Origin of the sequence: Microcystis protocystis FBCC-A270 (assembly GCF_050500235.1) — a bacterium.
Taxonomy (GTDB): domain Bacteria; phylum Cyanobacteriota; class Cyanobacteriia; order Cyanobacteriales; family Microcystaceae; genus Microcystis; species Microcystis ichthyoblabe_A.
The window spans coordinates 760,399-774,400 of the sequence record NZ_CP191407.1; the positions used below are offsets into that span (position 1 = coordinate 760,399).

14 protein-coding genes and 1 pseudogene are annotated in these 14,002 nt (G+C 42.4%); 11 read left to right on the forward strand and 4 right to left on the reverse strand.

The features are described 5' to 3' along the window. Nucleotides 1-4 precede the first annotated feature (4 nt). The 5 genes from ACQY1X_RS03590 to ACQY1X_RS03610 all read left to right on the forward strand — a co-directional run bounded on the left by ACQY1X_RS03590 (nt 5) and on the right by ACQY1X_RS03610 (nt 4,054). Nucleotides 5-982, forward strand: a complete 978-nt coding sequence (locus ACQY1X_RS03590) for a glycosyltransferase family 2 protein (protein WP_430013996.1) — start codon at nt 5-7, stop codon at nt 980-982. Nucleotides 983-1,015: 33 nt separating this feature from the next. Next, nucleotides 1,016-1,570: a phycobiliprotein lyase gene (locus ACQY1X_RS03595; protein WP_430013997.1), complete on the forward strand. Its 555-nt coding sequence runs from the start codon at nt 1,016-1,018 to the stop codon at nt 1,568-1,570. 86 nt (nt 1,571-1,656) lie between these two features. After that, complete coding sequence (locus tag ACQY1X_RS03600) at nt 1,657-2,049, forward strand: heavy metal-responsive transcriptional regulator (protein WP_430013998.1); 393 nt, start codon at nt 1,657-1,659, stop codon at nt 2,047-2,049. 5 nt (nt 2,050-2,054) lie between these two features. Beyond that, on the forward strand, nt 2,055-3,275 hold the full coding sequence (locus ACQY1X_RS03605; RefSeq protein WP_004160032.1) for a hypothetical protein: 1,221 nt from the start codon (nt 2,055-2,057) through the stop codon (nt 3,273-3,275). Beyond that, entirely contained in the window at nt 3,272-4,054 is a 783-nt protein-coding gene (locus tag ACQY1X_RS03610) for a hypothetical protein (protein ID WP_002738026.1), read from the forward strand. The genes ACQY1X_RS03605 and ACQY1X_RS03610 overlap by 4 nt, the downstream gene beginning before the upstream one ends. A 161-nt stretch (nt 4,055-4,215) precedes the next feature. Here ACQY1X_RS03610 and metK read toward each other — a convergent pair whose 3' ends face one another. Then, complete coding sequence (gene metK / locus ACQY1X_RS03615) at nt 4,216-5,466, reverse strand: methionine adenosyltransferase (RefSeq protein WP_002736829.1); 1,251 nt, start codon at nt 5,464-5,466, stop codon at nt 4,216-4,218. A 325-nt stretch (nt 5,467-5,791) separates the two neighbouring features. Between metK and pcrA the strand changes: the two genes are divergently transcribed. The 6 genes from pcrA to ACQY1X_RS03645 all read left to right on the forward strand — a co-directional run bounded on the left by pcrA (nt 5,792) and on the right by ACQY1X_RS03645 (nt 10,969). Continuing rightward, nucleotides 5,792-8,113 (forward strand): DNA helicase PcrA, encoded by a 2,322-nt coding sequence (gene pcrA / locus ACQY1X_RS03620; protein ID WP_430013999.1) that lies wholly within the window; start codon nt 5,792-5,794, stop codon nt 8,111-8,113. Nucleotides 8,114-8,490: 377 nt separating this feature from the next. Continuing rightward, a complete protein-coding gene (locus ACQY1X_RS03625; protein WP_024969366.1) occupies nt 8,491-8,925 on the forward strand; it encodes a CAAD domain-containing protein in 435 nt (144 codons plus the stop codon). Between the two features lie 891 nt (nt 8,926-9,816). Continuing rightward, entirely contained in the window at nt 9,817-10,050 is a 234-nt protein-coding gene (locus ACQY1X_RS03630) for a hypothetical protein (RefSeq protein ID WP_002737131.1), read from the forward strand. A 117-nt stretch (nt 10,051-10,167) separates the two neighbouring features. Further along, a complete protein-coding gene (locus tag ACQY1X_RS03635) occupies nt 10,168-10,371 on the forward strand; it encodes a type II toxin-antitoxin system HicB family antitoxin (RefSeq protein ID WP_002737783.1) in 204 nt (67 codons plus the stop codon). Further along, a complete protein-coding gene (locus tag ACQY1X_RS03640) occupies nt 10,368-10,574 on the forward strand; it encodes a type II toxin-antitoxin system HicA family toxin (RefSeq protein WP_002737289.1) in 207 nt (68 codons plus the stop codon). The genes ACQY1X_RS03635 and ACQY1X_RS03640 overlap by 4 nt, the downstream gene beginning before the upstream one ends. Before the next feature lie 107 nt (nt 10,575-10,681). Then, on the forward strand, nt 10,682-10,969 hold the full coding sequence (locus ACQY1X_RS03645; RefSeq protein ID WP_430014000.1) for a shikimate dehydrogenase: 288 nt from the start codon (nt 10,682-10,684) through the stop codon (nt 10,967-10,969). Nucleotides 10,970-11,143: 174 nt separating this feature from the next. Here the strand turns inward: ACQY1X_RS03645 and ACQY1X_RS03650 are convergent, their stop codons facing one another. From ACQY1X_RS03650 to groL, 3 genes and pseudogenes are all read right to left on the reverse strand, one after another. After that, on the reverse strand, nt 11,144-11,236 hold the full coding sequence (locus ACQY1X_RS03650; protein ID WP_157404800.1) for a PEP-CTERM sorting domain-containing protein: 93 nt from the start codon (nt 11,234-11,236) through the stop codon (nt 11,144-11,146). Nucleotides 11,237-11,263: 27 nt separating this feature from the next. Continuing rightward, nucleotides 11,264-11,722, reverse strand: a pseudogene (locus ACQY1X_RS03655) (choice-of-anchor R domain-containing protein); the annotation flags it as partial. Nucleotides 11,723-12,344: 622 nt separating this feature from the next. Beyond that, a complete protein-coding gene (gene groL / locus ACQY1X_RS03660) occupies nt 12,345-13,970 on the reverse strand; it encodes a chaperonin GroEL (RefSeq protein ID WP_002755764.1) in 1,626 nt (541 codons plus the stop codon). Nucleotides 13,971-14,002 lie beyond the last annotated feature (32 nt).

Consider the following 14,002-nt stretch of genomic DNA (forward strand, 5'->3'; position numbering starts at 1 on the left):
TAATATGCTATCAAATCAAATACCAGTGAGAATATCTGTTGTTGTCCCTCTGTATAACGAACAAGAAAATATCGACGCTCTCTTTCGGCGACTTTTAGCGGTTTTAGAGGCACTAAATACCAGTTATGAGGTCATTTGCGTTAATGATGGTAGTCGTGACAATACTCTCAAAAATCTCGTGGAATATCATCAACTTTACCCACAAATTAAAGTGGTTAATTTATCGCGTAATTTTGGTAAAGATACCGCCATGTCAGCAGGAATTGATTATAGTCAAGGAATGGCAGTTATTCCTATTGATGCTGATTTACAAGATCCGCCAGAATTAATTGCCGAAATGATCGAAAAATGGCACGAGGGTTATGATGTGGTTTATGCGTCCCGTCGGGTTAGAATTGGCGAAAGTTGGTTGAAACGTTTCACCGCAGAAGGTTTCTATCAAGTCATAAATAAATTAAGTCGGGTTTCTATTCCTCCTAATACTGGAGATTTCCGTTTAATTGATCGCCGAGTGGTAGAATCAATTAAAAAGATGCCCGAACGTCAAAGATTTATGAAAGGAATATTTGCTTGGGTGGGATATAAACAGACATCAATTTTATTTGATCGAGAACCCCGGTATCAAGGACAAACTAAATGGAATTACTGGAAATTATGGAATTTTGCCATTGATGGTATTACTTCTTTTAGTTTTTTACCTCTGAAAGTCTGGACTTATGTAGGATTGATCATTGCACTTGTTAGTCTTGTTTATGCTAGTTTTTTAATCCTCAGAACTATTATCTTCGGAATCGATGTACCCGGATACGCTTCTCTGATGGTTGCTGTCTTATTTTTAGGAGGAATTCAATTACTCACCCTTGGTATTATTGGCGAATATATTGGCAGGGTTTATGAGGAAGTAAAGGGTAGGCCACTTTATCTGGTTCGAGATTGTTATGGTTTTGAAAATAGGGAACAAATTAGTGATAAAATAACTTAAAATTAAGATACTGACAAGAGGAGAATTAAATCTATGAATACCGAAGTTTTTCAGCAATTTTTTGCCTATTGTGTCGGTAGTTGGCAAACTGAAAGAACCTATCATTATCTAGCTGCTCAAGAAGTGGAACGTTCCCGCACTGAATTTCTCATCCAACCCCTCACCAGGGAGATTAAACAGAAAGTTCTGACAGATAATCACTATGCTGATATTGCTGATTTAGAAACTATCCCCGGGTTTAATTTAGGTTTCTATACCATCTCGGAAAAAGGGGAAGAAGTACGACAAAATCTTAATCTTTTATTTGTGGTTAAAGCAGAAAATAATGGTTATTTAGAAGGGGATTATCTTCGTGATCGCGCCTACGAAGAAGCAAGACCAATTATCTCCGCTTTTCGCTTTGATTCCACCACCAGAGAGTTATTAATGACCACCAATTATACTCGCAGTGTTTCCGTGGATTCAATTACTTTAATCAATCCAGACCTGCGAATTCGCAAAATTATTAACTATCAATGTCCCCAGGAGGGGGAACCCTTGGAAAAAGTTCTCTTGGTCGGTTTTGGAGTTGAGTGTAAAGTCAGTTAAAAAAATATTTCTTCTCCCCCCCCTTGATTCTCCAGTCAAGGGGAGATTTTATCATGGAGAAACGATAGGATTAAGGAGCAAAAATAATGCTCAAAATCGGTCAACTTTCCCTAGAAAGTGGTGTTTCGGTTAAAACAATCCGTTATTACGAGGAATTAGGACTAATTCAGTCCCCTGAGAGGACAGAGGGACAATTTCGCCTATTTACTTCCGATACTGTCCATCGCTTGCTATTTGTCAAGAGATTGCAATCCTTGGGTTTAAGTCTGCAAGAGATCCGCGAATGTTTAGTAATTCATGACCAGGGCGAGTTACCCTGTGGAGATATTCAGGAAAAATTAATTAAACATATTGCTGAGATCGATAAACAAGTGGAACAATTGCTTTTATTGCGTCAACAATTAACCGAAACCCTGCAAGGATGGACGGATACACCAGCAAAAGACGATCAATTTATTTGCCCTAATCTCAAGGTTTAACTATCATGAAAAAGTTAATTTTATTGGTAACTGTAGCACTGATTTCTACTCCTGTCATTGCTCAACATTTACATCTTGATTCACCTCAAACTCAGAATTTACAAGCAATTTCTGACAATATACCAGCTTGGATGTATAACAAGCAACGTAATCATATTTATCCCCAAAGAGGGGTTTATAATAATGCAATTTATAATGTCAGAGATTTAGCTTTAGACTTAAATGCGATCGCTGTTGGTCATGCCTTTGCTTACGAAGATATCGTAACGGGAAAAGCGAAAGATTTAGAAACTAAGACATACCAAAAAATTAATTGGGTTTTAAAAAATCCGCCTAAATTTATGCCCGACGAGGGTAATATTTCCCCAACTTTTGGCAGAAAATACGGTGTTTTAGAACAGGTTTTCGAGTGGGCGCATATTTTCCATGCTCAAACCGTTGATGTTTTAGCCAGCAGCAAATTAACCAACGAGGAAAAAGAAGCAGAAATTGAAAAATTATATCAATTTTACTTGACAAAAGTTCCCTATGCTATTACTGGATTACCGATGAATATGGGTTATCTGGATTCCCAACCCTATTCTAAAGCTTTTCGCCAGAAATATCCGAAAGTTAATGGCTTATTTTGGGGCTACCATTGGCTACAAGGAACCATGTATGACTTGCTTTATGAGAAAACTTTAGAGGAACAAAAACAGGCTTATAAACAGGTGGGTAAACAATACCATAGTCAGGAATTGTATCGCACTGATCGAGCTTTTATGCCCATGTTTGCCGAACTTAGTCCCAAGTTTGCCCGACGTTTTCCCGCAATATCTAACACCTTCGATAACCTGCATATGTTACACGATATGGTTAATGATATTCTGGCATCAGATTGGCTAACTCCCCAACAAAAAGACGAACAAATTACCCGCGCTATTTGGTTAGTAATGGCTGCTAATCATCGGGAAATGGAAGCAGGAAAAAATTATGGTGGTGAAGGACTACATGATCATCGTTTTGAGTCAGGAATTCCGGGTATGGGATTAATGCCAGCAGATATTTCTCACGAAGGTCATAATCACGAAAATCCTGATAATTCTGAGAAAAAACCTGATGATTCTCAAGTAGATGAGGGAGGAGATCACCAACACCATAACCACGAAAATCACTCCCCAGAAAACCCTCCTAATACGGAGAAAAAACCTGACCACAGCAATGCTCAAGAGGAACCGACAAAATGAGAAGATTTTTATTGATTGCCGTGGGTTTAGTTGCCAGTTTTACTAATCCAGTTTTTGCCAACGATCATAATAATCTGGATTCTGGTCGTCCCCTTTCTTTTGATGATGCTGAAAGTATGGGTTTTGGGGAACAATCGATAGAATTTGGTACTGGGTTAGTCTTTCCTGAAAACAGCAATGTCGGTGGTGAATTTGATCTTGAATACCTCAATGGTATTATTCGTAATGGTCATATTATTATCGGTATTGATCCACAAGTGGGAGGACGAGTTAATAGTGATGACACGGATTTTGATGTGGGGAATTTATCCGTAGGTTTTTTCTATAATTTCAATCGCGAATACGATAATGTTCCTGCTTTTGCTATTCGTACCGATGTGGGATTACCGACGGGAAATAATGCTAGTGGATTAGATTTTCGTCTGCGGGGAATTGCCAGTAAAACTCTCGGTCAATTCGATCGCTTGCATCTTAATCTCGATTTAAACATAAAAACTGACCCCGATAATGGCGATCGATCTTTTTTACCCGCTGCAATTCTCGGTTATTCGCGACCGATTGGTTATCCGAAACGCTTCGATCAAACTTTTCTAGCAGAATTGGGCGTAATTACCAGCGATAATAGTAATGGTGGAGTTTTAATTCGCACTGGAATGGGAATTCGTCAGCAAATTAATCGTCAAGGTGTGATCGATTTCGGTATCGAGGGAGATATTGCCACTAATAGCCATGATCAAAGTCAATTAAAGCTAAAAATTGGTTATTCTTTCAGATTTTAGCCTAGCAAACTGAAGATTAATCTTCAGGTTAGAAAATCTGATTATTTATTCCCGCTTTTGCCTCTTCTCATAAGTAGCCTATACTCAACGAATTTAGTATAAAAAAGGAATAGAGCCTTAAACTCTACTCCTCAATCAAAAATTGCAGTTAATTTCTAACCCTATACTACCACAGAAGTCAAAGCTTCTTTGAGGATAGCGGCTTTATCGGTCTTTTCCCAGGGTAAATCGAGATCATTGCGACCAAAATGACCATAAGCGGCCACATCTTGGTAAAAACGCTCGCCTCTTTCACTGGGTAAACCGCGCAGGTTAAAGGTTTGGATAATACCGGCCGGACGGAGTTCAAAGTATTTATTGATTAAGTCCAGAATCACATCATCAGCGACTTTGCCAGTGCCAAAGGTTTCCACGAAGAGACTCACCGGACGAGCTACCCCAATCGCATAACCCACTTGAATCTCGCACTTATCGGCCAAACCAGCAGCGACGATATTTTTGGCCACATAACGGCAAGCATAGGCCGCAGAGCGATCGACTTTGGTAGGATCCTTACCGGAGAAAGCGCCGCCACCGTGACGAGAATAGCCACCGTAGGTATCGACGATAATTTTCCGTCCCGTTAATCCCGCGTCGCCTTGGGGTCCACCAATGACGAATTTTCCGGTGGGATTAACCAGATAACGGGTGTTGGCATCGGGTTTAATCTCTAAATCGCTGAAAACTGGCTCTACTACCGCTTTCCAGAGATCACTTTTAATCTTTTGTTGGACGAGATCATTATCAGTGATATCGCCGATAGTAGCATCGTGTTGGGTAGAAACAAGGATAGTATCGATACCCACGGGACGACCATTTTCATAAATGACCGATACTTGCGTTTTACCGTCGGGACGCAGATAGGACAGTTCACCGGTTTTTCTGACTGCCGCTAGACGGCGAGCGATGCGGTGGGCTAAACTAATCGGTAAGGGCATAAATTCGGGGGTTTCATTGCAAGCGAAACCGAAGACAATACCCTGGTCTCCCGCACCAATTTTATCGAGTTCATCATTGCTGAGAAGTTCGCGATTTTCCTGAGCAGCCGTGACCCCCTGGGAAATATCGGGAGATTGTTCGTCTAGAGCGACTAAAACGGTGCAACTATTCGAGGAAAATCCGTTATCGGCGTTGATATAGCCAATTTCAGCGATTTTCTTGCGAACTAAATCGACGAAATGAACCTGTGCTTTCGAGGTGATTTCACCAGTAATCAAGACTAACCCTGTATTGACAACCACTTCAGCCGCTACACGGCTGTGGTCATCTTGGGATAACAGAGCATCGAGAATGGTATCAGAAATCTGGTCACAAATTTTATCGGGATGTCCCTCTGTAACCGATTCGGAGGTGAACAAATAACGTTTAGACAAGTGATGTCCCTCACATGGTAGTACATTTGAACGCAAAAAGATTCCAAGAAATCTTTGATAATACAGTGTAACAGGGAATTTGTAGAGATCAAGTATTTTCAATAAGAAACCGCCCGAACATTGTCCGGACGGAGTGTGGTGTGAGGAGTGAACGGAAACTTTCGTCTCCGCTAATTCCATTGTAGAGGACAACTTAGAATCTTGAACGACTTGAAACAAACTGGCCCAAAAAATTTTTATCTCTCGAAGGGGTTGACTAATGAGCGATACCTGTCTCGATGATGTAGCCTGAGTAATAGAGGTCGCAGAGCTATATGCCAAGATTATGACAGTCACAGCCGATTATTTAGAACAACTCAATCCTTCTCAGCGCATTGCTGTGGAGCATTTTTGCGGCCCCTTGTTGGTGGTTGCTGGAGCAGGATCGGGAAAAACTAGCACTTTAACCTATCGTATCGCCCATTTGATCCGTCATCACGGGGTCGATCCGGAAAATATTCTCGCGGTCACTTTTACCAATAAGGCGGCCCGGGAAATGAAAACGAGAATTGAAAAAACTTTTGCTCAACAAAAAGCACAGGAAAAATACGGTCAAAGATTAGAACTTTTGGAAGAATACGAACAGAAAAAACTCTTTTCTCAAGTTTATCGGAATTATACTAAAAAACTCTGGATTGGAACTTTTCACAGTCTTTGCGGTCGAATTTTGCGCTATGACATTAATAAATATCAGGATGAATATGGTCATAGTTGGCAAAGGAATTTCTCAATTATGGACGAATCTGATGCCCAAAGTTTGGTAAAAAATATCGTCACTAAACAAATGAATTTAGACGATAAAAAATTTGACGCTCGCAATCTACGTTATGCGATTAGTAATGCCAAAAATTTAGGTTTAACACCCACAGATTACGCCAGAGAAAACCCTCATTTTCGGGGAAAGGTCATTTCTGAGGTTTATCAGGCTTATCAGATGCAATTGGCACAAAATAACGCCCTAGATTTTGATGATTTGATACTGGTTCCAGTTCGTCTTTTTCAGCAAAATGAATCTATTCTCGGTTATTGGCACACGCAATTTAAGCATATTTTAGTCGATGAATACCAGGATACTAACCGGATTCAGTACGAGTTAATTAGGCTTTTGTCCACCAATGGTGAAACGAAAAAAAGTGAGTGGAATTGGACGGATCGATCAATTTTTGTGGTGGGTGATGCCGACCAATCTATCTATAGTTTTCGGATGGCGGATTTTACTATTCTGCTCAATTTTCAAGCGGACTTTGGCGATGGTTTACCCGATGATGATACTCGCACGATGGTGAAATTACAGGAAAACTATCGTTCACGGGAGAATATTCTACAAGCGGCTAATAAATTAATTGAAAAGAATAGTCAAAGAATCGATAAAGTCCTTGTTCCCACTAGAGAAGGGGGCGAGATTATCTATGTTTTTAAAGCCAGGGATGAACAGGAAGAAGCGGCTTTTGTTATCGATAAAATTCGAGAATTTACCCAAGAAAATCCCGAATTAAATTGGGGTAGTTTTGCCATTCTCTACCGAATTAATGCCCAATCTCGTCCCTTTGAAGATGGGTTAATTCGCAATAATATTCCCTATAATATTGTCGGGGGATTTAAATTTTATGATCGACAGGAGATTAAAGATGCGATCGCTTATTTACGAGTGATTGCCAATCCTGCTGATACCGTTAGTTTACTGAGAATTATTAACACTCCCCGACGCGGTATCGGTAAAACCACAATCGATAATTTGCTCAAAGCTGCCCAAGAATTAGGAGTACCTTTATGGGAAATTATCAGCGATGAAACTTCCGTTAATACTCTCGCCGGTCGTGGGACTAAAAGCATCAATAAATTAGCTAAAATTATCCAAAACCTGCAAGAAAAAATCACCGATTTATCTGCTAGTGAAATCCTAGATAAAATCATGGAAGATTCGGGATATATTGATGAATTAAAACAGCAGGGAACCGAGGAAGCTGATACCCGGATCGAGAATATTCAAGAATTGTATAGCGCTGTGGTACAATTCCAAGAGGAAAACGAAGAAACCAATCTCCAGGAATTTCTCGCTAGTGCTAGTTTAGCCTCGGATTTAGATAATCTTCAGGAAGGTCAAGAAAAAGTCTCGTTAATGACCCTTCATTCGGCCAAAGGTTTAGAGTTTCCTGTCGTCTTTTTAGTCGGTTTAGAACAGGGCATTTTTCCCCATAATCGTAGTTTAAACGATCCCATTGCCCTTGAGGAAGAACGCCGTTTGTGTTATGTGGGGGTGACTCGGGCCAAGGAACAATTATTTTTAACCTACGCAAAAGAAAGATACGTCTGGGGGAATAAAGAGATGAAGGTAGCTTCCCAATTTTTGCAGGAATTGCCCCCAGAATTGCTCACAAGCAACCTGAAACCGAAAAAGACCCCAAAAGTGGTTCCTATGGAAAAAACTGTCTCTGATCAAAGAAAATGGCAGGTAGGCGATCGAGTGTTACACTCTACTTTTGGAGAAGGAGAAGTGACCCATATCCTCGGTACGGGCAAAAAAATGAGTCTAGCGGTCAAATTTTCGGGTTTAGGTCAGAAAATCATCGATCCTCGCACCGCACCCATGCAACTTATCCAGGAATAGGTAATCATCTGTAGGGTGGGTTAGGCGAAAAATAAGTTATAATCTCACTAAAAATTGAGTATTCGCCGTAACCCACCGGCTTTTTACTACCTATTTCCTCACTGATAACTGATTACTGTTCACTGATAACTGACATCCCCCCGATTCCTCAACTCCGATCGCTACCTGCTGTTAGAATAGAGAATTGCGGTCAGACTAACGATAAAATTGAGAAGCTAAATCCTTGATTCTTAATAGTTGTTGAGAAACTTTCCGCCTACTATCGCAATTATCCGATAATATGGGCAACAGCGAGTTAGTCTATTCAGTCTGTTAAAATTGACCCCCGTTGGTCGTATTCGCGCACTGTCTAACCTTTATGATGAGGATCAGTTAATATGGAATCAATGCAACCCACCGAAACACAAAATCCGATTAGAACAGATTTACCCGGGTCTCTGAGCAAACCCAGCAGCAGCAGCACCGAACAGATTTGGTCTGAATATGTAGAACCAGTGTGGGATTCGGTAATGTCCTATCTGGCTAATGTCCCCGATTATATCGGTAGTTTCTTCTCTGGATACAAAAAACCTTTAATCGTTCTGGGGGCAATTTTAGCGAGTTTTGTCACCGTGAAAGTTACCCTAGCGGTTTTAGATGCGATCGATGATATTCCCCTCCTTGCTCCTATCCTACAATTAGTTGGGATCGTTTACACTGGTTGGTTTGTCTGGCGCTATCTGCTCAAAGATGAAAATCGTCGCGAGTTATTAGCCGAAATTGATGCACTAAAAGCGCAGGTTTTTGGCAGTCACAATAACACTTTATCTTAAATGTCGGGGTGAAGACCCTCGGTTTTACCGACGGGATGAAACCCCGACCAGTATAGAAACAGCGAAGCACAACTAAAACTCTGCTGTTTTAAGATAATTTGTGCTAAAGTGAAAGCAAGCGGAAAGTCAGATGTGTAGTCGTGGCACGCGAACTGACCGTTGTAAAAAGGCTAGTGTCACCAACTCAAAAAGGTTGACCCAATACCTCACTGCCCTCTAACAAAAAATATGGCATAGGTGGGAGATAAAAATAATCAAATAGGGTAGGGCATACCCGAATTTAAGCTTGGGGAGTAGTCCACAAGAGTGCTTGCCTTATAGGTGTAGTCGGACTAGACATGAAAATGTAAGACCAAAATTAGCATTGCTAGTAGAGGCAAGATTCAGCCCAAGAATCCCTCGGTTTTACCGATGGGAGTGTCAAAGAATCAAGCATAGATAACCAAGGAGTTGAGCGGAAACACTCAACTCTTTTGTTTTTGCACAAGAGCTTATACTATAGCGTTTTTCAGTCTAGTGAGGTACAAAAGTTATGGGTTTTAGGCAAAAGGCAAGAGGCAAAAAGCAATAGGGAGAATAAATAATCAGTTTTTAATAGCCCGATTTAGTATTAGCCACTTTCTCAGGAAATTCAGTTACTTTTGCTTTGATCTATTGATTATTAGTCGAAATATCCACCAACGGCGGGGGCAGTGGGTTTTTCTTTGTTATAAGAGAGAGGAAACGGCAACGATTATCAGCCTACAATAGTACTAGGCGATCGAATGTTCCCCAAAATTCAGATGAGTCAATTAAAATCAATTTCTGGGAAAAGGTTTGCCAAAATTTGAGAACCTCATTGAAAATTCAAGGTAGCCATCACATTTACTGTATTACTCGTTAAGACTGTCTATGAACCATCGTCAACAATTAATTCAAGAACTCGAACAAGCACCTGATGATCTAATAGAAACCGTGTTAGATTTTTTACATCGAGTTCAGGCAACAGGCAACAATCATCCTCTGGCCAAGTTTTCAGGCATTTTAAGCGATTCAGAGGCACAAGAACTACAACAAGCCATTAAAACAGAATGTCGTCAGTTGGTAAGGATTGCATCACCTACAAAAACAGCCTACAATATTTAGACTAAATCCAGTTATTGAAGACTGATTATTTACACAACCCCGTAGAAATGTTAGATTTTAGGGGTGGTGATAATTTATCTATCTATCCCTCCCATTGATCGATCTAGGAGATAAGCAATGAAAATGAAAGTTATCGTTCACGAGGCGGAGGAAGGTGGCTTCTGGGGGGAAGTCCCGGCACTCCCCGGCTGTGCCACCCAAGCAGAAACTTTCGAGGAACTACTAGAGAATTTACACGAGGCGATCGAAGGTTGTCTATCCATAGATGTGGAATCCTTGCCGACCGATCCGAAAACTCGGATTCTAGAGATAGCGATATGAAATCGATTTCTGGGAAAAAGTTCGCCAAAATTTTAGAGCGTCACGGATGGGAATTATTGAGAATTCAAGGTAGCCATCACATTTACTGTCAGCCAGATAATCCCACCCGTATCTCTGTGCCGATTCACGGAAATCAGGATTTAAAAATCGGATTACTCAAGCATTTTTTGAAACAAGCGGGACTTTCTGAAGAAGATATTTGATCAATGCGATCGCTGTAATTCCGTCACTCCCGAAAGATCGCAGAATTACCAATAACGATTATCAGCCTACAATACCACTAGGCGATCGAATATTCCCCGAAATTCAGATGAGTCAATCCCCCGTCACCAATTCCCTAGAAATTATCCTGACAAATATCACGGAAAAATTAGACTCTTTACAGAAAGATTTCACCGATCTAAAAGTAGATATGGCCGAGGTGAAAACCGAACTCAAAAGTATTGATAGGCGATTGGAAAAAGTAGAGGGAACACAGGACGCTTTAATTCAGGATGTATCGGACCTTAAGGGAGCAAAATCGTTGATTATTCCCGTGGTAGTGGCAGTATTAACCAGTATTCTGACTTTACTGGTGCGATCGATCCCTAATCCTTAAAAGTTTCCCCGTTTGTATAGTAAATTCGTAGGTCGGGTTGAGGCAACGAAACCCGACATAAATCCTCGGTGGTTGGGTTTCACTCTGTTCAACCTAACCTACAGCTTAAAAGCTTCCCCCCTGCCCCCCCCGACATCGGGGGGGTTAGGGTAGGTTGATTCATGAATCAACCTACTATCCTTCGTTCCGACGACCTTTAACCCCCAGTAAACCCAATCCGAACAGGGACAACGCCGCGATCGCACTAGGTTCGGGCGTGCTGGCCACTGGGCCGGTTATCTCGGTTGCGTTGATCTGGAAACTGTTGAGAACGGAACTGTTACTGAAACTCCCTCCACTGTTCTCACTAAACCGGTTTCCCGATAGCGTCGCGATGCCCGTCGGGGTTATACCCGGATTAGAAGCGCGCCAGCTGAAACTTCCACTGGTGCTGGTAACGTATAACCAGTATTTAGTACCGGCGGTAAACGTGAGGGGGCCAGTGGGAGTGAAGGTGTAGTTAAAGGTTCCCAATCCTTGAGGGGTGGGATTGGTGAAAGTGGCGAGGACGGTACTGCCCGGATCGCTACCCCCGACATCATTGCGGATCTGGACGAGGGGAGCCTCTCCACTCTCGTAGTTCTGGAGTCGCAGGATGGCGTTGTCGAGGCTGTAATTGTTACCCGCAGGCAGGGTGAAGGCGAGCGCTTTTAAGATGCCGGTGTCAATCCGAGTCTGATTATTATCATTCGTTTGTGGGAGATTCCCGATCAGAACCGCCGCGCGGACAGGGTTTACCCCCCCCCATTAGTACAAGTGAACTACTAATTCCCGCTAACACCAAAGACATAGGTAAGGTTTTCATGATCTCTAAAAAAGTTCAGAAAGATTGCCTTAATTATATGGCAGCCGTCTCTTCTGTACGACCATTGATTATTTATAGTTATCATTTATCGTCTGGTATGATATTTAATCCTATAGGGTGTTGACAAAATGGCTAGAAAGTGGTAAGCAACATCGGGCAGTTTCTGGTCGTGCCAAGTGCGATTCCTTTAGGGAAAGGGTAATAGATCCTCGGTGGTTGGGTTTCACTCCGTATTAACCCGAAGTGATGTTTTTTTATCAAAAAAAACTCGATCGCAATTAAGCGATCGAGTCGAGAAAAAACAGACTAATTAGGGCTTGCTGAATAAAGGTGAAATGTAGGCAAGGTAAGGGTTTTGTGGCTTTTCTCGCGAAACAGGTGCAAGATTTTGAGAGAATCGTGCTTCAAAACCTTGCGTCTTCATCGGCCCGCGTCCTGTAGGGGCGAAGCATTCGGATAAAAAATCTACGGTTTCACCGATAGGTTATTGCCCGAATGCTTCGCCCGTACTTTTTCAGCAAACCCTAATTATTAATAGTCGAAGTCACCACCGCCGGCGGGAGGAGCGGATTTTTCTTTTTCCGGTTTATCCACAACAATACACTCGGTAGTTAAAACCATACCGGCGATAGAAGCGGCATTTTGTAGGGCAGAACGAGTCACTTTCGCGGGGTCAACGATACCCGCCTCAAACATATCGGAGAACTCACCGGTAGCGGCATTATAACCGACATTAAAGGGCTTCTCTTTCACCCGTTCGGCAATAACTGCACCGTTTTGGCCGGCATTTTCAGCGATCCGTTTTAAGGGGGCAGCAATGGCGCGAGAAACGATTAAAGCACCGGTTAATTCTTCATGCTGGAGGGTTTCTTTGGCCCAGGTTTCCAATTGGGGAGCCAAGTGAGCTAAAGTAGTACCACCCCCGGGGACGATACCTTCTTCTACGGCTGCTTTAGTGGCGTTAATTGCGTCTTCTAGGCGCAATTTGCGGTCTTTCATTTCCGTTTCCGTAGCGGCACCGACTTTAATCACTGCCACACCCCCGGCTAATTTAGCCAGACGTTCTTGCAGTTTTTCTTTATCGTAGGAAGAATCAGTTTCCTCGATTTGACGGCGAATTTGCTCACAACGGGTTTTCACTGCCACGTCGTTGCCTTCGGCGACGATGGTGGTGGTATCTTTGTTCATGGTGATACGACGGGCCGTACCTAAGCTGTCAATTTTGGTGGTTTCCAGTTTTAAACCCGCATCTTCGCTGATTACTTGACCACCGGTTAAGACGGCGATATCTTCTAACATCGCTTTTCTGCGATCGCCAAATCCAGGAGCTTTCACCGCAGTGACGTTAAGAACACCGCGCAGACGGTTAACCACTAGGGTTGCCAAAGCTTCTTTTTCGATGTCTTCGGCGATAATTACTAGGGGTTTGCCTTGACGGGCCACTTGTTCGAGAATAGGAACCAAATCCTGTACTAAACCGATTTTTTTGTCGGTAATCAGAATAGCGGGATCCTCAAAAACGCATTCCATGCGCTCGGTGTCGGTGACAAAGTAGGGAGAGATATAACCTTTGTCAAAACGCATCCCTTCGGTGATTTCTAGTTCGGTGGTCATCGATTTCCCTTCTTCTAGGGAAATTACGCCTTCTTTGCCGACTTTATCCATGGCCGAGGCGATCATTTGACCGACTTCATCATCGTTACCGGCAGAGATAGCGCCCACTTGTGCGATCGCTTTGGAATCTTCTACGGGTTTCGCGTGTTTGGCGATTTGACTGACGAGGAAATCGGCAGCTTTATCGATCCCTTTTTTCAGAGAAATCGGGTTAGCACCGGCGGCGACGTTGCGTAAACCTTCTTTAACGATAGCGTGAGCGAGAACGGTGGCGGTAGTAGTACCATCACCCGCTACATCGTTGGTTTTTGAGGCGGCTTGGCGAATTAAAGCCACACCGGTGTTCTCGATATGGTCTTCCAGTTCGATTTCTTTAGCGATGGTGATGCCATCATTGACGATTTGGGGTGCGCCAAATTTCTTTTCGAGGACGACGTTACGACCTTTGGGACCAAGGGTGACGGCTACCGCTTCGGCCAGAAGATCCATGCCTTTTTCTAAGGCGCGACGAGCATCTTCGTTGTAGATAATAGATTTAGCCATAATGTATCGTTATTCGTGCAAAATAGGGGTTT